Source organism: Mucilaginibacter boryungensis (assembly GCF_015221995.1).
Taxonomy (GTDB): domain Bacteria; phylum Bacteroidota; class Bacteroidia; order Sphingobacteriales; family Sphingobacteriaceae; genus Mucilaginibacter; species Mucilaginibacter boryungensis.
Genome location: NZ_JADFFM010000001.1, coordinates 1,456,245 through 1,482,425 on the forward strand (window position 1 = coordinate 1,456,245; position 26,181 = coordinate 1,482,425).

A 26,181-nucleotide genomic window follows, 5' to 3' on the forward strand; every position below is an offset into this window, starting at 1 on the left:
TCACACAAAAACCGGCGATTAATAAGCTTCGCGTAAGTTTTGGAAATCAGCTGTTTAAATAGTTATTTATATGGCTATGCGGGGGGAGGCTATCACTTCACTAAATAAATTGTATTGAGATTTTGAGGCAATACCTATCTTTAGGTATTTTAATATTGGCTAAGAATTATATGGAGACTATCAGGTTCGATCAAGTAAAAAAGTCGTGGCAACAAATAGCTAAGCACGATCTTAGTGATGTGCCGCCCGATTTTGAACTGGAAATTTACAAGAAACTGCTTAACACATTCCATGTAGGTTCCTATTATTACTTCATATTTAACCTGGCAAAAACCGAAGTAGAATTTGTTAGCGATTCTGTAACCGATGTGCTCGGTATCCAACCCAGCGACTTTACGCCTTTGTTTGTATTCAACAACCTTCATGCTCTCGATAGAGATCGTTTTGCTGCCAACGAGCAAAATCTGACTACTTTTTTCAGTCAGGTTGCGCCAGAAAAAGTTTTTAAGTATAAGATAAGTTATGATTACCGGCTAATGCGCAGGGACGGTAAATACATTTGGGTACATCAGCAAATGATGGCGCTGCAGAGTATGGATGACGGCGCTATCATCAGGACAATGGGGGTACATACCGATATAACCCATTTAAAAACAGAGCCAAAGCCTATTGGCATGTCCATATTAGGAATAGATGGCGAACCCTCATTTTTTAATGTTACCCCGGGTACATATTCTTTCCTGTTACCCACAGAAGCTGAAAAGTTTACACGCCGTGAAAAAGAAATTTACCGCTTGGTAGTGAATGGTTACACTACCGCTTCTATCGCAGAAAAACTTTTTATATCTGTACAAACCGTTAATACACATCGTAAAAATATCCTGCAAAAATCCGGTTGTGTTAATTGGATCGAGTTCACATCAAAAGCGCTATTAAATGGCTGGTGATCTCCAAGTTTTATTAACAGGTAACAGAAGTTATTCTGCTTATTGCGCAATGGTAACGTGATCGTGCAGTTTCGACAGATCGAGCACAATGGTACCATCATCATCCCTGTCAAAGGTGGGTTTGAATTTGGCATTCCAAACAATATCGCTAAAATAATAGGCTGCACGTGAGTGTACGGTTTGCGAAAAAGTATCATCGAACGCTTTTAGCAAAACGCTGAAACTGGCTTCAGTTCTTTTCAATTCTTCAGGGGTCATATCGCGCAGCGGGCTGTTATCGTCCAGCGGATGCACAATAGTCCAGCTAATGGTAAGAATGCTTACCTGTTTGCGTTCCAGTTCCAATGGAAAAAAACGCCTGACCGGCTTCCCGTCAACATCTTCATTGTACGAGAAAATAACCTCTATACTTAACCCTATCAAAATGTTCTTCCGCATATTTGCCAGGCGAAACATCAGGCCCTTACCATCACCCTGATAGGGAGCAACCAATATATTTTTACTATAACTGATTTTAGCCGATGGCCTTGAAAAGCGCCCGTATAACAAACCTGTAGCCAGGGCAAAGGCCAGCAAGCCCAGCATCGACTCCAGCGCGGCCACGCTGTTGGCTGCCATTCCTTTAGGACTGATATGGCCATAGCCTACTGTAGACATTGTTTGCGCCGAAAAGAAAAAGGCGTTGAAAAAATGATCGAGCCCGGTACTGCCATCGGCGCCATAAAGGTTGTCAGTCCCCAATGACATATAAATAAAAGCGAAAATGATATTCACCACCAGGTAGCCCGATAATACCAGCAGCCAAAATTTACCCCAGCCCATACGGATAAGGTTGTGATAATTATCGGCGGTGTTGAATATACTTAGCCCTTTGCGGCGTACGTTTACAGAGCCATCGCGATTAAGTAATGGCTGGCTTTTCATCACCGGTTGCGAGCCGAAACCCAGGTCGTCTTCAGGATTGAACTTTTTACGATGTAATATAGCCATGCCGTAAATTTATATAATCTGCTTGCTTTTAGTAAAAACAATTTACATATTTGCTGCATAATAAAAAATGAGAGAATTAAACAACAATTGGTGGTGGCTTAACGAGAGATCGTAAGGCAATCCCGTGTTTGTTTATATATGATATAAAAGGGTTGCCGATGGTAACCCTTTTTTTGTTACCGTCTGAACCGGGATTAAGCAGATTTACAGATAACAGGATTTGTTGATCAAAGCTTAATTGTATAAAGTTCAGGCATTTTTAAATTCGATTAAAAGGTACCCTGTTAATCCTTTAATCGTAAAAATCGAGGTTCAGATATATATGAAAAGCATTTTAAACCACTTATTCGAACATAAAACATTCAGCCACGAGCAATCGAAGGAGATACTGACCAATATTGCATTGGGTAAATATAACAATTCGCAAATGGCAGCATTTATGACGGCTTACTGCATGCGTAGCATCACGGTTGATGAACTGGAAGGCTTTCGCGACGCCATGCTTGACCTTTGCCTGCCCGTTAAACTGGCTGCTGATGAAATAATAGACCTGTGCGGCACAGGCGGCGATGGTAAGGATACTTTTAATATTTCAACATTGGCTTCATTCGTGGTAGCCGGTGCCGGGTACAAGGTAGCTAAACATGGTAATTATGGTGTATCGTCTGGTTGCGGTTCATCAAACGTGATGGAGTTTTTGGGATATCAGTTTACTAATGATACTGATATGCTAAGCCGTAATATGGATAAGGCAAATATCTGTTTCCTGCATGCGCCCTTGTTTCACCCGGCAATGAAAACCGTTGCGCCAATACGCCGTGAACTGAGTGTGAAAACGTTTTTTAATATGCTTGGCCCGCTGGTGAACCCTGCAAGGCCAAACAACCAGATGGCAGGGGTTTATAATTTGGAACTGGCCAGGTTATATGCCTACCTGTACCAAAAATCGGATGTGAAATACACGATACTGAATGCATTGGATGGTTATGACGAAGTATCATTAACCTGCGACTTTAAAACTTTCAGTAACGACGGTGAAAAAATAAATACCATAGATGCTTTGGGGTTTGAAAAACTAAACCCTGCAGAGATAGTAGGGGGGCATAGTGTGAGCGATTCGGCCAAGATATTCAGCGATGTACTGCATGGCGACGGTACTGATGCGCAGAATAACGTGGTGCTATGCAACGCGGCAATTGCCATACGCACAATAAAACCAAACACCACATTTGCCGATTGTTTTTATGAAGCTGAAGAGGCGCTATTAAACAAGAATGCATTAAAGAGTTTTGAAAAATTGATCAATAGAAACTAATGAAAATAAAAGTTTGTGGCTTACGCGAGGCCGGGAATATTGAAGCAGTAGCAGCGTTGAAGCCTGATTTTATGGGTTTTATATGGTATGCGCAATCACCGCGCTATGTTTACCGCTTGCCCGAAACTGTGTTGCGTAGTTTACCTGCCAATATTATTAAAACCGCAGTGTTTGTGAACGAGCACATTGATATTGTGAGGGCTTTGATACATCAGTTTGATTTTAACGCCGTACAACTGCATGGACAGGAAAGCCCGGAATATTGTGCCGAGTTAAAACAGGAGGTGCAAGTACTAAAGGCCTTCGGCTTAGATGAATACTTTGATTTTGAGCAGTTGAAGGCTTATGTTGGGAAGGTTGATTACTTTCTGTTTGATACCAAAACCGAAAAGCACGGCGGCTCGGGTAGGATATTTAATTGGGATGTATTGAACGAATATGATTTGGATGTCCCTTTCTTTTTGAGTGGCGGCTTAAGCCTGGATAACCTGGCCGAAATAAAAAATATTAAACATCCGGCCCTGTATGGGGTTGACCTGAATAGCCGGTTTGAAACTGCACCGGGAATAAAAAGCATTGAAAAATTGAAGCAGGCTTTTGCCTTATTAAAAAGTCAATAGATAATTGTTCATGGTTCATAGTAGCTTCTATTAACTATCAACCATGAACCATGAACTAAAAAATATGAAATACGGAGTTAACGAACAAGGCTACTATGGCGATTTTGGCGGAGCCTATATCCCCGAAATGCTATTCCCTAATGTGGAAGAGTTAAGGCAGCAATACCTTTCTATTATTAATGATGAAAGCTTTAAAGCCGAGTTTAACCAACTACTGAAAGATTATGTAGGCCGTCCTTCGCCACTATATCATGCTAAAAGGTATTCTGAAAAGTATGGCGCTAATATTTTCCTTAAACGCGAAGATCTGAACCATACGGGTTCGCACAAGATCAATAATGCTATTGGACAGATATTATTGGCCGAACGCTTAGGCAAAAAACGCATTATTGCCGAAACAGGCGCCGGCCAGCATGGGGTTGCTACCGCTACCGTTTGCGCCCTGAAAGGTATTGAATGTGTAGTTTACATGGGCGAGATAGATATTAAGCGCCAGGCGCCAAACGTTGCCCGTATGAAGATGCTGGGCGCCACCGTAGTTCCAGCAACATCGGGAAGCAAAACACTAAAGGATGCCACCAACGAAGCCATGCGCGACTGGATCAATAACCCGGTTGATACGCATTATATTATTGGTTCGGTAGTTGGGCCGTATCCTTATCCCGAAATGGTAGCCAAATTTCAATCTATTATATCCTTAGAGACCAAAAAGCAATTGCTGGAACAAACAGGGAACGAATTGCCGGATTATGTTTTAGCCTGTGTAGGCGGTGGCAGCAATGCTATGGGCATGTTCTATCATTTTTTGGATGATGAAAGCGTGAAGCTGATCGCTGTTGAAGCGGCTGGTAAAGGCGTAGATAGCGGCCATTCTGCAGCTACCACATTTTTGGGTAAAGAGGGGGTATTGCACGGCAGCCGCACCATACTAATGCAAACCGAGGACGGGCAGGTGGTTGAACCGTATTCCATCAGCGCGGGCTTGGATTATCCGGGCATTGGACCACAGCACGCGCATTTGTACAAAATTAAACGTGCCCAATATGTAAGCATTACCGATGAAGAATCGTTAGAGGCCGGTTTGCTGCTTTCACAAACCGAGGGTATTATCCCGGCCATTGAAAGTGCCCACGCTTTTGCTTACCTGGAGAAGATGCAATTTAAAAAAGACGATAACGTAGTGATATGCCTTTCGGGAAGAGGGGATAAGGATTTGGATACTTATATAAAATACTTTGGGTATTAGAAAGTCAAAAGACTAAAGCCGAAAGTCCAAAGCTTTCTCTTTCAGACTTAAGACTCAGAACTCAAAACTTAAGACTTAACATGAACCGTTTAAACAAATTATTTTCTGAGAAGAAAAACGATATACTTTCTATTTATTTCACTGCGGGATATCCGGAACTGGGCAGCACAGTTGCAATTGCCGAGGCGCTGGAAAAAGCCGGTGCCGATTTCCTGGAGATAGGTTTCCCATATTCCGACCCGGTAGCTGATGGCCCCACCATACAGGAAAGTTCTGAAAAAGCGCTGGAAAACGGCATGACATTGAATGTGCTGTTTGAACAGTTAAAAGATCTTCGCAGCAAGGTAACCATTCCCATTTTAATGATGGGCTACGCCAATCCAATGATACAATATGGCGTCGAGCGCTTTTGCAAAACCGCTGCAGAGGTTGGTGTAGATGGTATTATCGTGCCAGATTTACCTATGTACGAGTACGAGAATATGTACAAAGATATATTTACAAAATACGGCTTGAGCAACATCTTCCTGGTAACCCCGCAAACATCGGAAGAACGAATCCGAAAGATAGACGAGTTAAGCAATAGCTTTATTTACCTGCTTTCATCCTCATCAATTACTGGTGGTAGTTTAAACGTATCTGATAAAATTGAAGATTACTATAAACGCATAAAAGCTATGAACCTGAAAAATCCGCTTATCATCGGGTTTGGTATATCGGGGAATGCGGCGTATAAAAAAGCTACAGAGTATGCCAGCGGCGCTATTGTAGGCAGTGCATTTGTAAAATACTTAGGTTCAGGGCCCGATTACCTGGAAGGGATAGGGGATTTTGTGAAGACGATAAGATAGTGAAAGCACGACGATAAGTTTAGATAGCTTTTTTCTTTCCTGCTAATTTCAATACCAAATACCCTATTACTGCTGCCAATACCGAAGCGATAAGTATAGATAATTTACCTTCGTCGTGTAATATAGCGTTGCGAAAAGATAACAAGGTTATAAATATAGACATGGTAAACCCAATGCCGCCTAATTGTGCTGCACCCCACAGCTGGCGCCAATTGGTGTTTTTAGGTAAAGCCGACAACCTGGTTTTAATGGCCAACCACGAGCATAGCGCTATCCCGATAGGCTTACCAAAAAGTAACCCGGCAATAATCCCCATGCCCAATGGCGATGTTATACCTTTAACTACCACATCCCACTCAAAATGAATATTGGTATTGGCTAATGCAAATATAGGGATGATGATAAAGTTCACGGGCGTTTCCAGCCAATGTTCCAGTTTTAACAACGGCGATTTTTTATCCTCAGGATTGGTAGGTATCGTAAAAGCCGTAAGTACACCGGCGACGGTGGCGTGTATGCCCGAACTATGTATAAAGTACCATAAAAATACACCCGGGATAAGATAAAAGGCCAGGTGTTTAAATCCCAAAAGGTTAAAAACTATCTGCAAGCCTAATGTAACAGCAGCCAATAACAAGTAATGACTGCTCAAGCCGGCCGAGTAAAATACAGCGATCACGATGATAGCCCCTAGATCATCTACAATAGCCAGGGCCTTTAAAAATACCTTTAGCGATAACGGTACACTTTTACCCAATATGCTTAATATAGCTATAGCAAACGCAATATCGGTGGCCATAGGGATACCCCAGCCATTGGCACTTATTGTACCGTGGTTAAATAACATGTAAATTAAAGCAGGTACCGCCATTCCGCCGATGGCGGCAAATACAGGTAGTGTGGCGTTTTTAGTATCAGATAGCTCTCCGTTTAAAACCTCGCGTTTAATTTCTAATCCTACAAATAAAAAAAAGATAGCCATCAGGCCATCGTTTATCCAGCTTATTACGGGGTACTTTAAATGCGCAAAGCCGAAGTTATACCCCAGGTGCACATTTAAAAGGTGGTTATAGGAAGCTGAGAGCAGGCTATTTGCAATAGCTAAAGAAATGATCACACAGCCAATAAGGATGATCCCGCCAATAGAATCTGAACGCAATAGCTCCTTAATAAAACTTGTTTTATGCTGCATCAGGATCAGATATTTCCTAAAGATAGGAAAAACGATTTACAGGAATTGCTCTAAATCTCCTTTACCTTCACGTAGTATTTCAAAATCGCCGTTAGTGCAATCTACTATGGTTGATGCAATGTTACCTCCGTAACCGCCATCAATAACTATATCTACCTGGTCCTGATATTTTTCATAGATCAGTTCGGGGTCGGTTGAATATTCGATGATCTCGTCTTCGTCTTTTATAGAAGTAGAGAGGATTGGGTTGCCTAATTCTTTTACAATGCAGCGGGCAATAGTGTTATCCGGTACACGGATACCCACTGTTTTTTTGTTACTACTAAGCAGCTTGGGCACATTACCACTGGCATTAAAAATAAAGGTAAACGGTCCGGGCAGTGCTTTTTTTAGTACCCTGTAGGTTGCATTATCAATAGGCTTAATATAATCCGATATATGGCTTAGATCGTAACATATGAAGGAGAAGTTAGCCTTCTCGGGTTTAATGCGCCTCAGTTTAGCTATGGCCTCAATAGCCCGGTGGTTAGTAATATCGCAACCAAGGCCATAAACCGTATCTGTAGGATAAATGATAATCCCGCCTTTGCGCAGTACATCAACCACTTGTTGTATGGTTTTCTCGTTGGGGTTTTCCGGGTATATTTTGATGAGCATAATTATCAATTTCGAAGTGCGGAATGCCAAATGCGAAATCCATTTTACGCAAAAAATCCCGGCTCCAGTTCTCTAGATATAAAGATTAAGCCCAAAAATAGTTTTAATCTTTATATTAACGACGAACACGAAGCCGGGATTATCTTATTTCGAAATTGGCATTCCGAAATCCGAACTAAACTTACGCTTGCTTGGCAAACTGTACGTTGATGATCAGTTTTATTTCTTCACCAACCACAACCGAACCTGCTTCTGTAACGCCGTTCCAGGTTAAACCAAAATCTTTACGGTTAATTTTACCGGTGATTTCGAAACCTGCTTTAGTATTTCCATAAAAATCACCAGCGGTTCCACCATGTTCAACAGCTAAGGTAACCGATTTGGTGATACCCTTAATGGTCAGATCGCCAACTAATGTATAGTCGTCACCATTTTTGGTGAATGAGGTTGATTTGAAAGTGATCTTCGGATATTTCTCTGCGTCAAAAAACTCGGCACCTTTCAGGTGCTCATCGCGTTGGTCCTGATTTGTATTAATGCTATCTACTTCTAAACTAAAGTTGATGTTTGCACCTGTAAAATCATCATTCTCTGTTTCAAGGCTGCCTTCAAAAGTTTTAAATGAGCCTGTTACAGTAGAAATTACCAGGTGTTTTACCTTGAATTGTACCTCTGAGTGCATTGGGTCTAATACCCATTTTGTTGCTGTTGCCATAGTATTAATGATTGTGTTTTTTTAAAGTATGATCAAAGATATGTATAATAGATGTTTAAACATCTATTTATTAATTAAGTTTACAAACCGTAGACATTACAAGTTATAACACCTATATAATTAAAAAGTTAAGGTTATTTTAAAATAATGCAGTTGTCACATCCTTTGATAAATTACAGATCACCGGTTAAGCCGCAGAATTAAGTAAAACGAAATAATTGACCTGATATAATAACAATGGTGACCTATCTGCTCTATATCGGCTACGATAGTAATAGTGCATAAAGTCCGCTTTTTGCCGACTCATCGATACAAAACGCCGGTCTGTCGATACCTTGTGGTTCGGGCATGTACTTTGAACTTGTTTTATCAAAAATTAAACATTAATTAAATATTTTATTATGAAAAAGTTATTATTTGCGGCAATCTTAAGCCTATTTATGTTTGCCTGTAAAAAGGATAATAGTTCAACGGCTGGCAATTCAGCACACGTAACAGTAAAAATGACCGATGCGCCCGGCGCATTCACTTCAGTTATATTAAATGTTAAAAGTGTGGTGATAGTTACCGATGCCGGTGAACAAACCTTGAATGTTGGCGGTGGGCCAATTGATATTTTAAGGTTCCGTTCAGGTAAGGATACTGTTTTAGCCGATCAGGATATTCCGGCAGGTACTATACAACAAGTGCGGCTGGTGCTTAATGATTCGGGCAACCGGGTAATTGTTGGCGGTGTTTCTTACGATTTAACTACACCGAGCGGTCAAACTTCGGGCGTTAAACTTAATGTGCATGATAATTTGACCGCTGGCATAGCTTACACTATGCATCTTGATTTTGACGCGGCGCAATCCATTGTACTTACCGGAAATGGAAAATATATACTGAAACCGGTTATCAGGGCCTACGCCGATGCCGTTTCAGGCGCTTTAACCGGTATTGTTTCACCTGCGGCATCATCGCCTAAGGTATATGCTATTATGGGTACCGATACTGTTGGCGCTGTTACCGATGCTACCGGCAAATTCTATTTCTCCGGATTAGCAGCAGGTACTTATAATGTTAAGTTTGTTCCGGTTAGCCCTTACGCAACCAAAACGGTTACAGGTGTAGCTGTTACCACTGGTGCTGTGAAAGATATGGGCACAGTTACAATTACTCAGTAAAATCCAGTAAATGTTGTGTTAATAAAAAAGAGGTTGCTTTAATAGGCAACCTCTTTTATTTACGGTCAATTAATCTCTAATTAACCAATCACTAATCTCTACTTAAGCCAATACTTCTTTAACACGCTCAGCAGCTTCCATGCACTCGCTCGGCTCCAGCCGAGTGAGTACTATTTCCCGGCCTCTGGCCGCGGTAACAACACTATAAAATTTATATCTTTAAACATGTCCGAGTTACGTAAAGCAAATTCAGATAACCCTTTCTTTGTCACCTTAACGGTAGTGGGCTGGATTGATGTGTTTATACGAAGTGAATATAATGACGAGATTATAAAGAACCTGGAATATTGCAGAAAAGCTAAGGGCCTCAAAATATATGCCTACTGCATTATGAGTAGCCATATCCACATGATAATAGCAAATGATGAGGGAAGATTAGCCGATATACTACGCGATTTTAAAAGCTATTCGGCCAAGAGAATGCTTGAAATGATAACCAATAATCCGCAGGAAAGCCGGAAAGAATGGTTGTTATATATGTTTGAGTTTTTCGCCAAAAGTTCAATTCAAAACAAACAATATCAATTTTGGCAAAAAACAAGTCACCCCACAGAATTAATTACTAACGCCGTTTTTCAACAAAAAATGGATTATATTCATCGTAATCCCGTTGCGGCTATGATGGTAAATGATGAAGCGACTTTTGTTTATAGTAGCGCTAATCCCGATTCGCCACTAATTGTCGATGAGTCTTAACTGCGGCTGCGGCCGGAGGCCGGGAAATAGGTGTCACTCGGCTGGAGCCGAGCGACTGCAAGCCTTATAAAAGAAAAGGGAGCAATTTGCTCCCTTTTCTTTTATATTTAACAGGCTAACTAATCTCTAATTAACCAATCACTAATCTCTACTTAAGCCAATACTTCTTTAACACGCTCAGCAGCTTCTTTCAGTAATATAGCTGAGAATACTTTCAAGCCCGAGTTGTCGATCAGCTCTTTAGCTTCTTTAGCATTGGTGCCTTGCAGACGAACAATGATGGGTACAGGGATGTTGCCAATTTCATGGTAAGCATCAATAACACCTTGTGCCACACGGTCGCAACGAACAATACCGCCGAAAATATTGATCAGGATGGCTTTCACGTTAGGATCTGACAGGATGATATTGAAACCGGCTTTAACTGTTTGCGCGTTAGCGGTACCGCCAACGTCAAGGAAGTTAGCAGGCTCGCCGCCGGCCAGTTTAATAATATCCATGGTAGCCATGGCTAAACCAGCGCCGTTAACCATACAACCTACGTTTCCGTCAAGTTTTACATAGTTAAGGTTGCTTTTGCCAGCTTCAACTTCAGTTGGGTCTTCCTCCAACTCGTCGCGCATGGCGGCATAATCCGGGTGACGGTACAAGGCGTTATCATCAATATTCACCTTAGCATCAACCGCTAATATTTTGTTGTCCGATGTTTTAAGCACCGGGTTAATTTCAAATTGTGAAGAATCGGTGGCGTCGTAAGCTTTGTACAAAGCGGTTACAAATTTCACCATTTCTTTAAAAGCATCGCCGGATACACCCAGGTTAAAGGCAATTTTACGCGCCTGGAAGCCTTGCAGCCCAACAGCCGGGTCAATTTCCTCTTTAAAGATAAGGTGCGGGGTGCTGTGCGCTACTTCTTCAATATCCATACCGCCTTCGGTGCTGTACATAATGATGTTACGACCAGCAGCACGATCAAGCAATACGCTCATGTAAAATTCTTTGGTTTCACTTTCACCCGGATAGTAAACATCCTGGGCTACTAATACCTTGTGTACTTTTTTACCTTCGGCGCCTGTTTGGGGAGTAATCAGTTGCATGCCGATAATGTCGGTAGCACGTTGTTTTACTTCGTCAAGGTTTTTGGCCAGTTTAACACCGCCGCCCTTACCGCGGCCACCCGCGTGTATTTGCGCCTTAATAACTACCCAATCCGAATTGTAATCGGTTTTCATTTTTTTTGCCGCTTCAACAGCTTCGTCCGGAGTGTTGGCCAATATGCCTTCCTGAACTCTGACGCCAAAGCTTTTTAGTATCTCTTTACCCTGGTATTCGTGAATATTCATGTGTTTGAAGAATTTGCGGTAAATCTACAATTTTTTATGTGACATGGAAATGGGATAGTGTAGTTTTAGTGGGCGCGGGAAGTTAAAATAGTCAAGGTGGTTAAAATTGTTAAAATGGGGGCTATATGAAGCCGCCCGGCTGAAACCGGGTGACCTATTATTAGCCGCCTCTGTACGTTGTGAAAAATTAATATTGGCCGAAGCCTAATGATGGCATTATATTATTCATTGTACAATCTGTACAAAATTACCCGCTGTAAAAACGGCTAAAAAAGCGTAAGTCGGCCTAAAACGCTATCAAAAAAGTCTAAAAACGACTAAAAATCACCAAAAATACACTTGTTTTTTAGCTTTAAAATCAGTATATTAATGTAAATGTTCTTTGATAAAATAAAAATGTGAATTGGGATGAAAATGGTTGATTTTAACAGGATTAGCCCTGTTCGCCGCGTTAAACCGGGACAAATAACCAATCAATTTATACCCTTTGTCAAGCAGATTTGATGCTGTTTTAATATAGTGCGGTGTTTAAGGTTATACAGGCCGAAAATTTAAATTGATAAGGTGGTATGATCGTATAATTTCAGACTGAATCATATCCCCATATCATGCGCGCCCCTATCAGGATGCCGCTCTAAATTGGTATCCAAAATATCCGGCTGAATGATAATATATTTCATGAGTTTATACCTTGCTTTCACAGTTTCGCGAATGCCATCTATAGCATTGTTAATTTCTACGGTGTCCAGGCCATCTTTAAATTGAATGATCAGCATCAGCAATATTTCATCCGGGGATTGGTACGTCGACATGATGTGCAGCACTTTTACTACCGATTTGTCCTTTTGCACCATTTCGCAAATGTGCTGTTTGGTTTCGGGGGAAATACCTTCGCCCATTAACAGGCTGCGGCTTTCGCGGGCTAATATGGCCGATACGGCTACAAGTATCAGCCCTACAAGAATTGAGGCGACGCCATCTAACACCGGCATTTGATAACGGTTGTTCAGGTACAGGCATATCCCAACAATCACCAATCCCATTACAGCGGCGCTGTCTTCAAATAACACCAGGAAATTAGACGGGTCTTTGCTTTTTACTACGGCTTCCCAAAAAGGGGTTTTGCCGCGTACTTCTTTAAAGTGTTTGATTGCTATCACCAGCGAGATACCCTCAAATAGTATAGACAAGCCCAACACCCAATAACTCATGGTCGGGTCGCCAAGCGGTTCGGGTTCGCGGATATGCACAATGCCCTGGTAAATAGAAATACCACCGCCCAGGCCAAATATGAGTATAGAAACAATGAACGACCAGAAGTAAAGTTCTTTACCGTAACCAAAAGGGTGTAACGCGTCGGGTTCTTTCTTCGAGCGGTGTAACCCTAATAGTAACAGCACTTCATTAACGGTATCAACCAGCGAGTGTATCGCTTCAGATATCATGGAACCGCTTTTGCCGATAGCCCCGGCAATAAACTTGGTTATCGCAATAAGCAGGTTAGCAATTAACGCCCCGTAAATGGATGTTTTAGATGATGCCATTATGCTATACTAAACAGCAATAAGCACGTTTGTTTGAAATATTTTTCATTACAGTCACCAATTAAATACAGTAATTTGCAGCAGCCAACCACCGTAAACATGGACAACAAACAACTGATCGAAAAATTCTACAGCGCCTTTGCCGCCGGCGACGCGGAAGGCATGGTAGCCTGCTATGCAGATGACATTGAGTTTGAAGACCCGGCGTTTGGCTGGCTAAAGGGGCGCGATGCTAAAAACATGTGGCGTATGTTGTCTGCAAACAACAAGGGCGTAAAAGTAACCGCCAGTAATATCGCCGCCAAAAATGAAACGGGCAGCGCCGACTGGGTGGCCGAATATGTATTCAGTCGCACCGGGCGCAAGGTGGTTAATCATGTACATGCCGAATTTGAGTTTAAAGATGGCAAGATCATTAAACATACAGATACCTTTAACGCCTGGAAATGGGCCGGGCAGGCGCTGGGGATGAGCGGCTACCTGCTGGGCTGGTCGGCTTTTATGAAGAACAAGATACGCCAGCAAACTAAAGGCTTACTGGCTAAATATAACGCTAAGCATGACGGTTAGTATTTTAGGCTGCGGCTGGTTCGGGCGCGCATTAGCCACAGCTTTAATAGCAAAAGGTATCACAGTAAAGGGATCAACTACCAATAACGAAAAATTGCAGGAACTGGCCGCGCTGGGTCTTCAGCCATACCTCGTTAATTTCCCCGGCGAACAGGGTAACGACCCTGCTTTTTTTGATTGTGATAGGATGGTGGTAAGCATCCCGCCAAAATTCAGAAAGGGCGAGGCGGAAGCATTTATTCCCAAGATAGAAAGCATTATTAACGCCATCAGCAGGTATGGTATAAAGCGGGTGATCTATACCAGTTCTACAGGTGTTTATGGCGATAACCAAGGTATAGTAAATGAACTGGACGAACCTAAGCCTGAAGATGAATCCGGCCGGTTGCTTTTACAAGCAGAGCAGGCTTTTCAAAACCAGGCGGGGTTTAAAACGACTGTTATCCGTTTCGCCGGTTTAGTAGGGCCGGGGCGGCATCCGGGGCGCTTTTTTGCCGGCAAAAAAGAAGTGCCTAATGGTTCATCGCCGGTTAATATGGTGCATTTAGACGACGCGGTTGGCATAGCGGTGGTGGTAATTGAAAAGGCAGCCTGGGGACAGGTATTCAATGCCTGTGTGCCAAGTCACCCTACACGGGCGCAGTTTTATACCCGGTTTAGCCGGGAACTAAATTTGCCTTTGCCCGAATTTGAAAACGGAGCAGCAAATTTGAAGACTATTGAAAGTGTGAATGTCCCAACCATATTAGGCTACCGGTATAAATATGATAATTGGTTAAATGTGGTACTTGGCTAAACAATTACTTTTTTAACTTCGTGACGTGGCCGTTGTAAAGAAAACTGTAGTAAAAAAAGCACCCGTAAAAAGAAACACTGCCCCCCGGCGAAAGAAAAGCGGTACCAAATTGCCATGGGGACTCATCGTGGGGTTTCTGCTGATCATACTTTCGCCACTATACTATGGTTACGTGCTCAAAACTTTTAGTGCTACCTGGCGGTGGATAATGGATATAGGCGAGAACCCGCATTATCGTACTTATAAAAGTTTCCAAATACGTATACCGTCAAGATACCACATTCACGGTATTGATGTTTCCTATGCCCAGGGCAAAATAGACTGGCAAAAAGTAAGGGCTATGCAAGAGGATAGTGTGCGCATCAATTTCGCGTTTGTAAAGGCTACCGAAGGCTTACTAAAAGTTGATCCCTATTTTAAGCGTAACTGGCGCGAAGCGCCTAAGGTTGGTATTACCTGTGGGGCTTATCATTTTTTCCGTCCGGAAAAAAATGGATTATGGCAAGCCCGTTTTTTCCTGCAAAATGTAAATATTGAAAAAGGGGATCTGCCGCCTGTAGCCGATATTGAAGTACTTGACAGAACATCGCCACAGGCTATGCGTAAAGAACTAAAGGCCTTTTTAACTTATGTAGAGAATAAAACAAGGGTGCGTCCTATCATCTACACTAATATTAGTTTTTATGCCGATTATCTGGCAGGGCATTTTGATGAATATACATTATGGATAGCCAATTTCCACCAGCCTGAATTAGCTATGGACGAAAAGACCAAATGGCAATTTTGGCAACATTCGGATATTGCCCGGGTTAACGGCATTAATCATACAGTTGATTTTAATGCCTTCAGGGGCGATAGTTTAGCCTTTACTAAATTACTGGTGAGATGATCCCTAAGTCTTCTGCTTTTTCTTTTTAGCCGCCGGGAAAAGCACATTATTTAATATCAACCTATAACCCGGTGAATTTGGATGTAGCGATAAATCCGTTGGTGGTTCGTTAGGACTGTGCTGATAGTCTTCGGGATCATGGCCACCATAGAAGGTCCATTGTCCTTTACCATATTCGCCATGTATATAGCGTGCCTCATTGGCGCTTTTCATTTCGCCCATAATGGTTACGCCGGGCTTTAGTTTGGTTTTATCGAAGGCGGTGGCCAAACCTTTAAAACCCTTAATTACCCGGTCATGGTCCTGCGTCAACATGCTCGGCACCACATCCCATTTGGCCGAAAAATCGAACAAGGTAAAAAAGTCGCGCGTGCGTTCTACATGCCGGGTATCCGAAACATCAATATCGCTAAACCTGCGCGAACGGGCGGTTGTATTTACAATGAAATTTTGAAAGGCCAGCGTTTGACTAAAATCGAGCCTGGCCTGCGCTTGTGGATCGGGCGGGTCGCCATCGTATTGGGTATCTACAATATCGGTATTGGCGGCTGCCAGTGCTATATCAAAGCTATCGGCACCCGAACACATCGCAAACAGGAACCCGCCATTGGTGCAAAAATCGCGGATATGCTGCGCTACGGCCAGCTTCATTTTGGATACTTTTTTAAAGCCCAGCTTTTTGGCCATAGCTTCCTGGGCTGGTTTGCTCTCCTCGTTCTCTATATTGCTAATATTGCTGCCTCCGCCGCCGCGGCCACCAAAGTCGGGACGGCCGCCAATAAAGTCTGCCCCGCCATTAAAGCCACCCATGCCGCCGCCGTAACCGCCGCCAAAGCCGCGGAAGTTACCCATTTTACTATATTGCCCCGTAAAATCCTCGTGGTGTAGGTGCAGCCAATCGTATTTAGCCAGGTCACCTTTTAGTACCTGTTCATCGTAAACTAAGTCGTAAGGTATCTCGGCATATTTTAAAACAAGGGCAACGGCGTCTTCCATGGTGCCTTTGTTTTTAGGGGAATATAAAGCTACCCTGGGGGCCTTTTCCAGCTTTACCACATCCATATTTACGGATGGGTCATTTATTTGCGCCAGGATGTTGCTTACCTCGCTATCGGCAATCACTTCATAGCTCACACCGCGTACTTTGCACTCGTTCTCGGTTTTCTTATCGTATTTGGTCATAAAACTGCCGCCACGATAGTTCAGGAGCCAGTCTACCGTATCCCCGTTCTTTAATACCCAGAAAGCAATACCGTATGATTTGAGGTGGTCTTTCTGCTGGTCATCCATAGGTATTAATATGGATGCGGCCTTTACTATAAAAGGTAAGAGGAAAAAGGAGATAACCAATAAGTGTTTTACTACCAGCCTCATTTATCCCAAATATACCAAACTATATACTTAGGTTTTAATGATTTAAGTGTGATTTGATTGTGACAATCAATCCGCTTCTACGCTTTGCATATACATTTCATCTATCGCATCAGCGTATTTTTTTTCTATCACTTTACGCTTCGGTTTCATGGTAGGGGTTATCTCGCCCCCATCCATACTGAAGGGCGCGCGTTTGATCTTAAAGCTTTTAATACGTTCAAACTTAGCCAGTTCATTGCCAAACTTGCGGATATCCGCTGCAACCCAATCGGTCATAGCTTTATCGTCAATAAATACCTCAGGTTGTTCAAAAAACGCATTATCCAACCCAAATGCTTCCTGGAAGGCTTCCCTTGCGGGGATAATAATGGCGGTTATATATTCACGTTTATCGCCAATTAAAAATACGCCCTCAATTTTGGGGCTTTTTAAATAGGTGTTTTCAACCGGGGTGGGGTAAATGTTTTTACCATAAGCGTTCACCAGCATGTTCTTCAACCGATCGGTAATTTGCAGGTTGCCTTTATAAAAACGACCAATATCGCCGGTGTGGAACCAGCCTTCAGGGTTTATCGCAGCTTTTGTTTCCTCGGGTTTGTTAAAATATCCTTTCATTACACAATGCCCGCGCACAATAATTTCTCCTTCTTCCGATTGATAATCCTCCTTAAAAGTATGGTGTGTTTGTATCGTATATATCTCTTTGGTATCTACATTTTGAATGCCTACTTCAATACCCGGAATAATGCGGCCAACGGTACCATATACTTGCCGGTGATATTCGGTAACGGCCATAACCGGCGATGTTTCAGTCAGGCCGAAACCTTCCAGTACCTTAATCCCCAGATCGCCGAAAAACTCGCCGATATTTTTAGGCAGCGCACCGCCACCCGATATCATAAACTTTAAACGACCGCCGGTCTTTTCCTTTATTTTGCTGAATACCAGTTTTTCGGCCAGTTTAAATTGCTGTTCCAGTATCAATCCCGGCTTTTTACCCGCTTCCAATTGCTCGCGGTGCTGGCGGCCGACTTTAAGCGCCCACAAAAATATTTTAGCTTTGATGCCGCCGGCATCTGTACCATTCTTCATGGCTTTGTCGTGTATCCGTTCCAGCAACCGGGGCACGCAGTTCATTACAGTCGGCCTAACTTCGCCCATGTTGCGGGCAAGCAGGTCAAGGCTTTGGGCAAAGGCTATCTGGCAACCCATGGCCAGGCAAATATGATAAGTAGCTGTACGTTCAAACACATGCGATAATGGCAGGAACGACAGGAACAAATCTGTATATTCAATCACCGGTATCTGTTCTAAACTTACGTTCACATTCTCGGTGAGGTTATGATGGGTAAGCATTACTCCTTTGGGGGTGCCGGTTGTGCCCGAAGTATATATCAAACACGAAAGATCTGACGGCATAATAGCTTCACGCGCAATATTTATTGCATCGCGGAACCGATCTACCATTCCTTTGCCTTCAGCTATCAGTTGTTGCAAACCTATTACGCCTGCGTTTAGTTCAATTTTTTCGGTGTATTTTTCAAAGTCTTCAAAAGCGGGTATAATGCGGATCAGCTCCATACAATTATTTGCCACCTTCAGCACCTTGCGTAACAGGAAAGGATTGCCCACCAACAAGGTTTTAACGCCCGAATCGTTCAGAATATATTCAATTTCAGCTTCAGAAAGGGTAGGGTAGATAGACGTATTTACAGCGCCAATTTGCTGCAATGCCTGGTCGTAGTATACATAATCGGGACCGTTCTCTATGATCAGCCCAAGGCGGTCGCCTTTGCAAATGCCTATATCCAGCAACCAGGCCGATATAGCATCAATTTTTGTAAGTGCTTCGCCGTAGCTAATTTCTTTCCATACTTCGCCAACCTTGTGTTTTAAAAAAGTATGGCTTTCGGGATGGATGTACTTAACGGTATTGCGTATAAACTGGGGCACGGTGGCCGACGCTACAGGAGGTTTCATTCAATAAATTTTGGATGATAATTAGTTAAAGCAAACTTAAATTATTTTGGATGAAAATAAAATATCACTTTTAACGGTCTCTGAGAGCAACAAAAAGCCCCCTGAAACATTCAGGGGGCTTTATATTAGTAACGGCGGTGATGCCTGTATACCGGGCGGCGATGCCAACTGCGGTGCACTACTACAGTGCGGTGATAGACCGGCCTGCGTACAACAACGGTGCGATGATGAACCTGCCTTGTGCCAACTGTAGCATGTACACGTACCTGGGCTTTTGCGGCGCTAAAAGTAAACACGGTTACCAGCGCAATAATTACAATTTTTAGAATTTTCATTTTATTTGTTTTATAGATTAGATGATGAATTTTAGTACCGGTTGTGTTCGCGGTCATAATAATTGCCGCTGTTGCGATAATCATGATCACGATGGTCCCGATGATCGCCATCGCGGTCCCGGTCATGGATATTGCGGCTGTTATGCGCCCGGTATTGATCCCTATATTGCACTGAACAGCTTGATATAGCTATAGATGACACAGCCAGCAACGCTATAAATTTTATGAGGTGCTTTTTCATGCTTTTATCTTTAGTTTCTTATTATAAGTTAAACTAATATAATGCGAAAGGGTTTAGCTTGAAGGGTCAGTGTCGGGCATATTGTTACAAAATGAATTAGGGTAAAAAGATCAACTAATTTTTTAGTAGATTTGTGTATGGAGCAATTAAATACTGTAAAATTAGCTTTCAGGTGCCCTAAAGCGTTTAATGAATTAGTGCCCTGTAAGGATGGCTGGTATTGCAATGGCTGCCATAAATTGGTGCATGATATGCGAGGGAAAAATGAAGAAGAGATATTAGCCATCTTTACCAAAAACGGGAAAAACCTTTGCGGATTATTTGAGGCCGATCGTATATCTGTTAAAACCCAAACTTTACCTAAATGGCAAAAATGGTTAGCTATAGGGGCGCTCACCATTGGTTTTACAGGATTGTATCAAACGATAATGGCGCAGCAATTATCCAAAGAAAATCCATTAACATTAGAAGGGAGTAAAAAGACTAATTCCCTTAACAATAATGAAGTTTTTGGAGGGATAGAAGAACAGGCTTCATTTCCGGGCGGGCCGGGAAAATTTTTGAAATATATCGCCACACATCTTGCACCCGATGAATCCTGTGCCCCGGGCTTAAGGGGTTTTTATACTTTCGTCATCGAAAAAGATGGGCGGATAACAGATGTCAAAGTTCTGCGTAGTCCTTTTAGTGCCGAAATGAACAAACGGGTAGTTAAAATGCTTGAGTCTTCACCACACTGGAATCCGGGGCTGCAGAATGGAAAACCCGTACGCAGTCAATTTACAATGCCTGTAACTCCTGTTGCTAAATAATATACACCACTTCATTGTCAATACCCAGTAAATTGCCTGTTGCAAATTATTTCATCTGACGGGTAATAGGTATCTTTGCGGCACCTTAAACAAATAAACCATTTATGCTTAAAGGATTTTTTAATACGCCGCAACCCGCTAACGAACCTGTACTGAACTACGGTCCGCGCAGTGTGGAACGCGCAGCACTTAAACAGGCTTTGGACACAGCCCGTGCGCAACAATTAGATATACCCATGTATATTGGCGGAAAGGAAGTTCGCAGCGGCAACACTGCCGAACTGCGCCCGCCGCATGATCATAAACACCTGCTGGGTACATTTCACCTGGGTGATAAACAGCATGTTACCGATGCTATAAACGCTGCACTTGCCGCAAAATACGATTGGGAAAACCTGCCGTGGGAGCAACGCGCCGCTATATTTTTAAAAGCTGCCGAATTATTAGCCGGCCCGTACCGTGCTAAAGTGAACGCGGCTACCATGCTTGGCCAATCTAAAAACGCGTACCAGGCCGAGATAGATTCTGCTTGCGAACTGATAGACTTTTTGCGTTTCAACGTGCACTATATGACGCAGATCTACGCGCAGCAACCCCCTATATCACCAAAAGGTGTATGGAACAGGGTTGAACAGCGCCCGCTGGAAGGCTTCGTATTCGCGCTTACGCCATTTAACTTTACTGCTATTGCAGGCAACCTGCCAACCAGCGCCGCCATGATGGGCAACGTGGTGGTTTGGAAACCGGCCAATACTCAAATTTATGCAGCTAATGTGTTGATGCAGGTATTTAACGAAGCCGGTGTGCCGCCGGGTGTAATTAACCTGGTTTATGTGGACGGCCCAACTGTAGGCGAGGTAGTATTTAAGCATCCTGACTTTGCAGGTATTCACTTTACCGGTTCAACGGGCGTGTTCAACAGCATTTGGAAAACCATTGGCGATAATATCCACAATTATAAAACCTACCCGCGCATTGTGGGCGAAACAGGCGGTAAGGATTTTGTATTAGTACACCCAAGTGCTGATGTTGATATAGCCAATGTTGCTTTGGTACGAGGTTCATTTGAATACCAGGGCCAAAAATGCTCGGCTGCTTCACGGGCGTATGTACCAGCATCGCTGTGGCCTGCCATTAGCGAACGTATGAAGCGCGACATCGCCAGCTTTAAAATGGGCCCGGTTGAAGATTTTGAAAACTTTATTAACGCCGTTATCGATGAAAAATCATTCGATAAACTGGCTAAATATATTGATGCCGCTAAAGCCGATCCGAATGTAGAGATTCTTACCGGCGGTGGTTATGATAAAAGTGACGGCTACTTTATTGAGCCGACCATAATTAAGGTAAATGATCCTTATTACGTAACCATGTGCGAAGAGTTGTTTGGCCCGGTATTAACTATTTATGTGTACGAAGATGCCAAGTTTGACGAGGTAGTAGATATTGTTGATAAAACTTCAATTTACGCTTTGACAGGTGCCATCATCGCGCAAGACCGTTACGCTATTGCCGACATGACCCAGCGTTTACGTAACGCTGCGGGTAACTTCTATATTAATGATAAACCTACCGGCGCGGTAGTTGGCCAGCAGCCATTTGGCGGCGCGAGAGGATCAGGTACTAATGATAAAGCTGGCTCCATGATCAACCTGATGCGCTGGGTATCGCCACGCACTATTAAGGAAACTTTCGATCCGCCTAAGGATTACCGATATCCATTTTTGGCGAAGGAAATATAAGTTGATTTCGGATTTCGAAATTCAATTTCGAATTAATTCATAGCAATAATGTCTTAAATAGAAAGGCTGCCTAATTGGACAGCCTTTCTATCTTTCCAGATTCGGTTTTTCCGTTTTACAGATTTTCCACTATTTATTAAACCTAAAAACTTCGTCCAAATCGGCAGTACTGTGACTGCTTACTTTAAGATCTTTTATTTTGCCGGTATTTAAGCTATATACCCAGCCATGTACGCTTAACGGCTGGCCATTGCCCCAGGCGTTTTGCACTATAGATGTTTTGCAAAGGTTGTGAACATTCTCAATCACGTTGTATTCTACCAATCTGTCCGAACGTTCGTTTACATCTTCAATGGCATTTAATTCATCGGCATGCAGGCGGTACACATCTTTAATGTGGCGCAGCCAATTATCTATCAGGCCAAATTGATTATTACTCATCGCAGCTAAAACACCGCCACAGCCGTAATGGCCGGTTACAATAACATGTTTTACTTTTAAAACAGAAACAGCGTAATCCAATACACTTAACATGTTCATATCGGTATGTATCACCATGTTGGCGATGTTGCGATGTACGAAAATTTCACCGGGGGCAGTGTTAGTGATCTGGTTAGCAGGCACGCGGCTATCGGCGCAGCCAATCCATAACACCGGCGGGTGTTGCCCGGCAGCCAGCTTGGTAAAATAATCGGGATCTTTTGCCAAGGTATTTTCTACAAATTTGGCATTGCCTTCAATAAGGCTTTGGTAAGTGATGTGGGTAGTATCGTGTGTGTGTGGCTGTTTACTCATAGTGGCACAAATGTACGTGCGATAGTTTAAATGTGGTATTATTTTTTCGTTTCCTTTAATAAATTTTGAATAACCAGAAATACATGCAGGTAATGTGTGTCCATCAGTTATTTTTGCTCTGAAATAACCTGGTTAATTTGTGTAATGCCAGGGGAGAAAGATCGTAGTACAAAATAGTAAGCAAGATAAACGGGATGGCGAAGAATATTTTAAAATCGTATAAATCAAAAAAGTACCCTCCGGCAATACCGCCTATAAAATAAAATGTCAGGATAGTAAGACGGATAATAACTTTGTTTTTAATTACCTGCGAAGCTTCAGTTTTTGGATGCAGTAATTCAGCCATTTCGGCACCCAAATCAGTAAATAAACCCGTGAGGTGTGATGTTTTGATCAACCCGCCGGAAATATTGGAAACCAGGCTATTCTGTAAACCCATAGCAAATAATATAGCGCCAATAATTGCCTCGCGCTCCAGTAGTGTTTCCTCATAAAAATGATTACCGTAAATAGCTACAATGAACAGAATAACTATTTCCAGCATTATCGGCACGGCATGCGCCCGGTAACGGCTTTTTTCCTGTAACGAGCGGACAAGAAACGTTGAAGTAAACGCCCCCGCAAAAAACAGCAGCAGCCAAACAAAGAATACAGAGACCTCCCTGAAGTTTTGCTCAACTACATGCTTGGCCAGGTTGGCTACATGCCCGGTAATGTTTGATGTGAATACCAAAAACGCCAAAACCCCGGCCACATTGGTTACCCCAGATACAAAAGCCGTTGAGGAGGCCAATAACAGGTTTTCTTTAAGTGTGCGGTTTTCTTTGGTTTGACGCAGCATATTTGTAAATATATAAATAAAAAAAGGAGCCCCATTACAAGGCCCCTTTAACTGTATATATTGATTTTGGGATGTAATTAATGTGCCGCTACAGCATCCGCTTTTTGTACCTCGTAAACATAGCCCAGTGTATCAGGGGTGTTGCTGCTTACACCCAGGTCTTTCACCAGACCGGTTTTCAGGTCAATTACCCAGCCGTGTACCTGCAAGTCTGTACGTTCTTTCCAGGCATTTTGTATGATGGTTGTTTTGCAAACGTTATATACCTGTTCGGTCACATTCAGTTCTACCAAACGGTTTACTTTGGTTTCATGGTCGGTAATCCGGTCAAGCTCGTGACTGTGCAAACGGTATACATCTTTAATATTGCGTAACCAGTTGTCAATCAGTCCAAACTGTTTGTTGGTGAGCGCCGCGGCAACCCCGCCGCAACCGTAATGTCCGGCAACTATAACGTGTTTTACCTTCAGTACGTTTACCGCGTAGTCCAGTACGCTCAGCATGTTCATATCCGAATGCACGCATACATTGGCAATGTTACGGTGCACAAATACTTCGCCGGGCTTGGTGCCGGTAACTTCATTGGCCGGCACACGGCTGTCCGAACAGCCTATCCATAATACTTCCGGCGATTGCCCTTTAGCCAGTTTGGTGAAGTAGTCAGCATCGCCGTTTAATTGTTTTTTTACCCATTCGCGGTTGCCTTGTATTAAGGCATTATAGCCGGTAGTAAGGGTTAATTTGTTGTCGGCAGTATCAACGGTTATTTGCCCGTTTTTATGATTTTTAGTGTTTTCCATGATTTTTTGCAATTAATTAGCCTTAATTCTTAACTCTTTCAGTTTGGGTACATCATAGGCAGGTTTAATGTCCTGCAGTTGTACAATAATGCCTTTGGTGTAGGCATTGTGTTTATAGTTGTTGATGATCTCCAGCACGTCCTGATCAATATACCGCGAGTTTGAACCGTCAATAATCACGGTCGATTCTTTTGGGATACTGGTCAGGGTTACTTGTATGGCGGCCTTATTCAGGAAGGAAACTTCCTCGGCCAGTTTAATGCGGATCACTTTTTTATCGCCATTTTTCTCAATATGGTAGAAGTAGGGATTGCGCAGGTTGGTACGCAGGATATAAAATACTCCTACCAGCATACCAATGCCCACACCAATCAGCAGGTCGGTAAATACTACGGCCACTATGGTGACTACAAACGGGATGAATTGATCCAAGCCTTTGTGCCATATGTGTTTGAATAAACTGATGCGTGCCAGTTTATAACCCGTCATTAAAAGTATAGCTGCCAGGCATGATAAAGGTATCAGGTTGATCAGCGATGGGATGAACAGCAATGAAATCAACAATAGGATACCATGTGTTACAGCGCTGGTTTTGGTACGAGCCCCGGCATTTACGTTAGCTGACGAACGGACGATAACCGCCGTCATAGGCAGGCCGCCTAATAAGCCGCTTACAATATTGCCAGTACCCTGTGCCAATAATTCGCGGTTGGTGGGGGATACACGTTTAATAGGGTCTATCTTATCAACCGCTTCTAAACTCAACAATGTTTCGAGGCTGGCTACAATGGCGATAGTAAAAGCAGTTATCCAAACCTGCTTATTAGCAATTTGCCCAAAATCGGCCATTTTAAATAGCCCAAAAAATTCTGAGGCGCTGTTAACAATGGGGATATGCACAAATTGCTTATCGCGCAAAGCGAAACTTGTATTATTGAATAAAAGGCTTAATCCAATCCCCGCCAATACCACCATTAACGCAGCAGGTATGCCAGCCACTTTTTTAAATTTAGGCCAGTAGATCATCAACCCAATAGATACCACGCTGATAATTACCGCGCCGTAATTTATTTTAGCCAGTGCGCTGAATATCCCCGAAAAGGTATTGTTCTTATCAATCTGGTTAAACTCCTCGTCGCCAACAAAATCGGCATCGTAGCCAACCGCATGCGGGAACTGCTTTAGTATCAGGATAATCCCAATAGCGGCCAGCATGCCTTCGATAACTGCTGAAGGGAAGTAGTTGGCAATGGTACCTGCTTTAACCAAGCCCAGAATGATCTGAAATACACCGGCAATAACCATGCTTAATAAAAATGTTTCGTAATTACCAAGCGTAGTAATAGCGTTTAATACAATAACGGTTAGGCCCGCGGCAGGTCCTGCAACACTAAGTTGCGAGCCGCTGAGAGAACCGACCACAATGCCGCCGATGATCCCCGTTAAAATACCTGCAAAAAGCGGTGCGCCCGAGGCCAGTGCTATACCCAAACAAAGCGGCAGGGCTACCAAAAACACTACTATACTTGCCGGAATATCCTTTTTTAAATTTTTGGCCAAAAAATATTTACCCAGGTTTAGGCCACCTGCAGCAATCCCATGTTGCTCCATAAAAAATGCAATAAAAATAGAATGATCAGAATAAATGAATTAGTAAAGACTCC

The 26,181-nt window shown here is 42.8% G+C and carries 26 protein-coding genes; 12 read left to right on the top strand and 14 right to left on the bottom strand.

The window, feature by feature from the left end:
- Positions 1–122: 122 nt before the first annotated feature.
- A complete protein-coding gene (locus tag IRJ18_RS06080; protein WP_194105303.1) occupies positions 123–947 on the top strand; it encodes a LuxR C-terminal-related transcriptional regulator in 825 nt (274 codons plus the stop codon).
- 39 nt (positions 948–986) lie between these two features.
- On the opposite strand, the gene IRJ18_RS06085 is transcribed toward IRJ18_RS06080, so the two are convergent.
- Positions 987–1,937 (bottom strand): ion channel, encoded by a 951-nt coding sequence (locus tag IRJ18_RS06085; RefSeq protein WP_194105304.1) that lies wholly within the window; start codon positions 1,935–1,937, stop codon positions 987–989.
- Positions 1,938–2,259: 322 nt separating this feature from the next.
- On the opposite strand from IRJ18_RS06085, the gene trpD reads away from it, so the two are divergent.
- The 4 genes from trpD to trpA all read left to right on the top strand — a co-directional run bounded on the left by trpD (position 2,260) and on the right by trpA (position 5,969).
- The gene (gene trpD, locus IRJ18_RS06090; protein WP_194105305.1) at positions 2,260–3,252 is read left to right on the top strand and encodes an anthranilate phosphoribosyltransferase; all 993 of its coding nucleotides are present in this window, start codon (positions 2,260–2,262) and stop codon (positions 3,250–3,252) included.
- The gene (locus IRJ18_RS06095) at positions 3,252–3,872 is read left to right on the top strand and encodes a phosphoribosylanthranilate isomerase (RefSeq protein ID WP_194105306.1); all 621 of its coding nucleotides are present in this window, start codon (positions 3,252–3,254) and stop codon (positions 3,870–3,872) included. Before trpD ends, IRJ18_RS06095 begins: the two co-directional genes overlap by 1 nt.
- 64 nt (positions 3,873–3,936) lie before the next feature.
- Complete coding sequence (trpB, locus tag IRJ18_RS06100) at positions 3,937–5,118, top strand: tryptophan synthase subunit beta (RefSeq protein WP_194106656.1); 1,182 nt, start codon at positions 3,937–3,939, stop codon at positions 5,116–5,118.
- 80 nt (positions 5,119–5,198) lie between these two features.
- The gene (trpA, locus tag IRJ18_RS06105; RefSeq protein WP_194105307.1) at positions 5,199–5,969 is read left to right on the top strand and encodes a tryptophan synthase subunit alpha; all 771 of its coding nucleotides are present in this window, start codon (positions 5,199–5,201) and stop codon (positions 5,967–5,969) included.
- 19 nt (positions 5,970–5,988) lie between these two features.
- Here trpA and nhaA read toward each other — a convergent pair whose 3' ends face one another.
- The 3 genes from nhaA to IRJ18_RS06120 form a co-directional block, all read right to left on the bottom strand.
- Positions 5,989–7,161 carry a Na+/H+ antiporter NhaA gene (gene nhaA, locus IRJ18_RS06110; RefSeq protein ID WP_194105308.1) on the bottom strand — a complete coding sequence of 391 codons (1,173 nt, stop codon included), beginning with the start codon at positions 7,159–7,161 and terminating at the stop codon, positions 5,989–5,991.
- 36 nt (positions 7,162–7,197) lie between these two features.
- Positions 7,198–7,818, bottom strand: coding sequence for an L-threonylcarbamoyladenylate synthase (locus IRJ18_RS06115; RefSeq protein WP_194105309.1), 621 nt, complete (start codon positions 7,816–7,818; stop codon positions 7,198–7,200).
- Between the two features lie 181 nt (positions 7,819–7,999).
- On the bottom strand, positions 8,000–8,533 hold the full coding sequence (locus IRJ18_RS06120; RefSeq protein WP_194105310.1) for a YceI family protein: 534 nt from the start codon (positions 8,531–8,533) through the stop codon (positions 8,000–8,002).
- 401 nt (positions 8,534–8,934) lie between these two features.
- Between IRJ18_RS06120 and IRJ18_RS06125 the strand changes: the two genes are divergently transcribed.
- Together IRJ18_RS06125 and IRJ18_RS06130 are read left to right on the top strand one after the other, a co-directional pair.
- Positions 8,935–9,699 (top strand): DUF4382 domain-containing protein, encoded by a 765-nt coding sequence (locus IRJ18_RS06125; protein ID WP_194105311.1) that lies wholly within the window; start codon positions 8,935–8,937, stop codon positions 9,697–9,699.
- A 225-nt stretch (positions 9,700–9,924) separates the two neighbouring features.
- Positions 9,925–10,455 carry an REP-associated tyrosine transposase gene (locus IRJ18_RS06130; RefSeq protein WP_194105312.1) on the top strand — a complete coding sequence of 177 codons (531 nt, stop codon included), beginning with the start codon at positions 9,925–9,927 and terminating at the stop codon, positions 10,453–10,455.
- Positions 10,456–10,607: 152 nt separating this feature from the next.
- Here the strand turns inward: IRJ18_RS06130 and sucC are convergent, their stop codons facing one another.
- A complete protein-coding gene (sucC, locus tag IRJ18_RS06135) occupies positions 10,608–11,798 on the bottom strand; it encodes an ADP-forming succinate--CoA ligase subunit beta (RefSeq protein ID WP_194105313.1) in 1,191 nt (396 codons plus the stop codon).
- 593 nt (positions 11,799–12,391) lie between these two features.
- Complete coding sequence (locus IRJ18_RS06140) at positions 12,392–13,342, bottom strand: cation diffusion facilitator family transporter (protein WP_194105314.1); 951 nt, start codon at positions 13,340–13,342, stop codon at positions 12,392–12,394.
- Positions 13,343–13,441: 99 nt separating this feature from the next.
- Between IRJ18_RS06140 and IRJ18_RS06145 the strand changes: the two genes are divergently transcribed.
- From IRJ18_RS06145 to IRJ18_RS06155, 3 genes are read left to right on the top strand one after another with little or no spacing between them, the layout of a single operon-like run.
- Positions 13,442–13,912, top strand: coding sequence for a nuclear transport factor 2 family protein (locus IRJ18_RS06145; RefSeq protein ID WP_194105315.1), 471 nt, complete (start codon positions 13,442–13,444; stop codon positions 13,910–13,912).
- A complete protein-coding gene (locus tag IRJ18_RS06150; RefSeq protein ID WP_194105316.1) occupies positions 13,902–14,708 on the top strand; it encodes an SDR family oxidoreductase in 807 nt (268 codons plus the stop codon). The genes IRJ18_RS06145 and IRJ18_RS06150 overlap by 11 nt, the downstream gene beginning before the upstream one ends.
- Before the next feature lie 25 nt (positions 14,709–14,733).
- Positions 14,734–15,597, top strand: a complete 864-nt coding sequence (locus IRJ18_RS06155; RefSeq protein WP_194105317.1) for a glycoside hydrolase family 25 protein — start codon at positions 14,734–14,736, stop codon at positions 15,595–15,597.
- Between the two features lie 3 nt (positions 15,598–15,600).
- Here IRJ18_RS06155 and IRJ18_RS20995 read toward each other — a convergent pair whose 3' ends face one another.
- The 4 genes from IRJ18_RS20995 to IRJ18_RS06175 form a co-directional block, all read right to left on the bottom strand.
- Complete coding sequence (locus IRJ18_RS20995; RefSeq protein ID WP_228072579.1) at positions 15,601–16,887, bottom strand: asparagine synthetase B; 1,287 nt, start codon at positions 16,885–16,887, stop codon at positions 15,601–15,603.
- A 150-nt stretch (positions 16,888–17,037) separates the two neighbouring features.
- Positions 17,038–18,951, bottom strand: a complete 1,914-nt coding sequence (locus IRJ18_RS06165; RefSeq protein WP_194105318.1) for an AMP-dependent synthetase/ligase — start codon at positions 18,949–18,951, stop codon at positions 17,038–17,040.
- 125 nt (positions 18,952–19,076) lie between these two features.
- Complete coding sequence (locus IRJ18_RS06170; RefSeq protein WP_194105319.1) at positions 19,077–19,286, bottom strand: hypothetical protein; 210 nt, start codon at positions 19,284–19,286, stop codon at positions 19,077–19,079.
- A 31-nt stretch (positions 19,287–19,317) separates the two neighbouring features.
- A complete protein-coding gene (locus tag IRJ18_RS06175; protein ID WP_194105320.1) occupies positions 19,318–19,527 on the bottom strand; it encodes a hypothetical protein in 210 nt (69 codons plus the stop codon).
- A gap of 137 nt (positions 19,528–19,664) precedes the next feature.
- Here IRJ18_RS06175 and IRJ18_RS06180 point away from each other — a divergent pair, with 137 nt between their 5' ends.
- Both IRJ18_RS06180 and pruA read left to right on the top strand, forming a co-directional pair.
- Positions 19,665–20,339: an energy transducer TonB gene (locus IRJ18_RS06180; RefSeq protein WP_194105321.1), complete on the top strand. Its 675-nt coding sequence runs from the start codon at positions 19,665–19,667 to the stop codon at positions 20,337–20,339.
- A gap of 104 nt (positions 20,340–20,443) precedes the next feature.
- Entirely contained in the window at positions 20,444–22,081 is a 1,638-nt protein-coding gene (pruA, locus tag IRJ18_RS06185; protein ID WP_194105322.1) for an L-glutamate gamma-semialdehyde dehydrogenase, read from the top strand.
- Between the two features lie 129 nt (positions 22,082–22,210).
- On the opposite strand, the gene IRJ18_RS06190 is transcribed toward pruA, so the two are convergent.
- From IRJ18_RS06190 to IRJ18_RS06205, 4 genes are all read right to left on the bottom strand, one after another.
- Positions 22,211–22,876 (bottom strand): carbonic anhydrase, encoded by a 666-nt coding sequence (locus tag IRJ18_RS06190; protein WP_194105323.1) that lies wholly within the window; start codon positions 22,874–22,876, stop codon positions 22,211–22,213.
- A 103-nt stretch (positions 22,877–22,979) separates the two neighbouring features.
- Positions 22,980–23,717, bottom strand: a complete 738-nt coding sequence (locus IRJ18_RS06195) for a YoaK family protein (RefSeq protein ID WP_194105324.1) — start codon at positions 23,715–23,717, stop codon at positions 22,980–22,982.
- Positions 23,718–23,794: 77 nt separating this feature from the next.
- A complete protein-coding gene (gene can / locus IRJ18_RS06200) occupies positions 23,795–24,517 on the bottom strand; it encodes a carbonate dehydratase (RefSeq protein WP_194105325.1) in 723 nt (240 codons plus the stop codon).
- Positions 24,518–24,529: 12 nt separating this feature from the next.
- Positions 24,530–26,128, bottom strand: a complete 1,599-nt coding sequence (locus IRJ18_RS06205) for a SulP family inorganic anion transporter (protein WP_194105326.1) — start codon at positions 26,126–26,128, stop codon at positions 24,530–24,532.
- Positions 26,129–26,181: the final 53 nt, after the last annotated feature.

Excerpts from the sequence above, each read along its gene's own strand:
- IRJ18_RS06085 (WP_194105304.1), bottom strand. The coding sequence starts at position 1,937 with ATGGCTATATTACATCGTAAAAAGTTCAATCCTGAAGACGACCTGGGT.
- trpD (WP_194105305.1), top strand. The coding sequence starts at position 2,260 with ATGAAAAGCATTTTAAACCACTTATTCGAACATAAAACATTCAGCCAC.
- IRJ18_RS06095 (WP_194105306.1), top strand. The coding sequence starts at position 3,252 with ATGAAAATAAAAGTTTGTGGCTTACGCGAGGCCGGGAATATTGAAGCA.
- trpB (WP_194106656.1), top strand. The coding sequence starts at position 3,937 with ATGAAATACGGAGTTAACGAACAAGGCTACTATGGCGATTTTGGCGGA.
- trpA (WP_194105307.1), top strand. The coding sequence starts at position 5,199 with ATGAACCGTTTAAACAAATTATTTTCTGAGAAGAAAAACGATATACTT.
- nhaA (WP_194105308.1), bottom strand. The coding sequence starts at position 7,161 with ATGCAGCATAAAACAAGTTTTATTAAGGAGCTATTGCGTTCAGATTCT.
- IRJ18_RS06115 (WP_194105309.1), bottom strand. The coding sequence starts at position 7,818 with ATGCTCATCAAAATATACCCGGAAAACCCCAACGAGAAAACCATACAA.
- IRJ18_RS06120 (WP_194105310.1), bottom strand. The coding sequence starts at position 8,533 with ATGGCAACAGCAACAAAATGGGTATTAGACCCAATGCACTCAGAGGTA.
- IRJ18_RS06125 (WP_194105311.1), top strand. The coding sequence starts at position 8,935 with ATGAAAAAGTTATTATTTGCGGCAATCTTAAGCCTATTTATGTTTGCC.
- IRJ18_RS06130 (WP_194105312.1), top strand. The coding sequence starts at position 9,925 with ATGTCCGAGTTACGTAAAGCAAATTCAGATAACCCTTTCTTTGTCACC.
- sucC (WP_194105313.1), bottom strand. The coding sequence starts at position 11,798 with ATGAATATTCACGAATACCAGGGTAAAGAGATACTAAAAAGCTTTGGC.
- IRJ18_RS06140 (WP_194105314.1), bottom strand. The coding sequence starts at position 13,342 with ATGGCATCATCTAAAACATCCATTTACGGGGCGTTAATTGCTAACCTG.
- IRJ18_RS06145 (WP_194105315.1), top strand. The coding sequence starts at position 13,442 with ATGGACAACAAACAACTGATCGAAAAATTCTACAGCGCCTTTGCCGCC.
- IRJ18_RS06150 (WP_194105316.1), top strand. The coding sequence starts at position 13,902 with ATGACGGTTAGTATTTTAGGCTGCGGCTGGTTCGGGCGCGCATTAGCC.
- IRJ18_RS20995 (WP_228072579.1), bottom strand. The coding sequence starts at position 16,887 with ATGGATGACCAGCAGAAAGACCACCTCAAATCATACGGTATTGCTTTC.
- IRJ18_RS06165 (WP_194105318.1), bottom strand. The coding sequence starts at position 18,951 with ATGAAACCTCCTGTAGCGTCGGCCACCGTGCCCCAGTTTATACGCAAT.
- IRJ18_RS06170 (WP_194105319.1), bottom strand. The coding sequence starts at position 19,286 with ATGAAAATTCTAAAAATTGTAATTATTGCGCTGGTAACCGTGTTTACT.
- IRJ18_RS06175 (WP_194105320.1), bottom strand. The coding sequence starts at position 19,527 with ATGAAAAAGCACCTCATAAAATTTATAGCGTTGCTGGCTGTGTCATCT.
- IRJ18_RS06180 (WP_194105321.1), top strand. The coding sequence starts at position 19,665 with ATGGAGCAATTAAATACTGTAAAATTAGCTTTCAGGTGCCCTAAAGCG.
- pruA (WP_194105322.1), top strand. The coding sequence starts at position 20,444 with ATGCTTAAAGGATTTTTTAATACGCCGCAACCCGCTAACGAACCTGTA.
- IRJ18_RS06190 (WP_194105323.1), bottom strand. The coding sequence starts at position 22,876 with ATGAGTAAACAGCCACACACACACGATACTACCCACATCACTTACCAA.
- IRJ18_RS06195 (WP_194105324.1), bottom strand. The coding sequence starts at position 23,717 with ATGCTGCGTCAAACCAAAGAAAACCGCACACTTAAAGAAAACCTGTTA.
- can (WP_194105325.1), bottom strand. The coding sequence starts at position 24,517 with ATGGAAAACACTAAAAATCATAAAAACGGGCAAATAACCGTTGATACT.
- IRJ18_RS06205 (WP_194105326.1), bottom strand. The coding sequence starts at position 26,128 with ATGGAGCAACATGGGATTGCTGCAGGTGGCCTAAACCTGGGTAAATAT.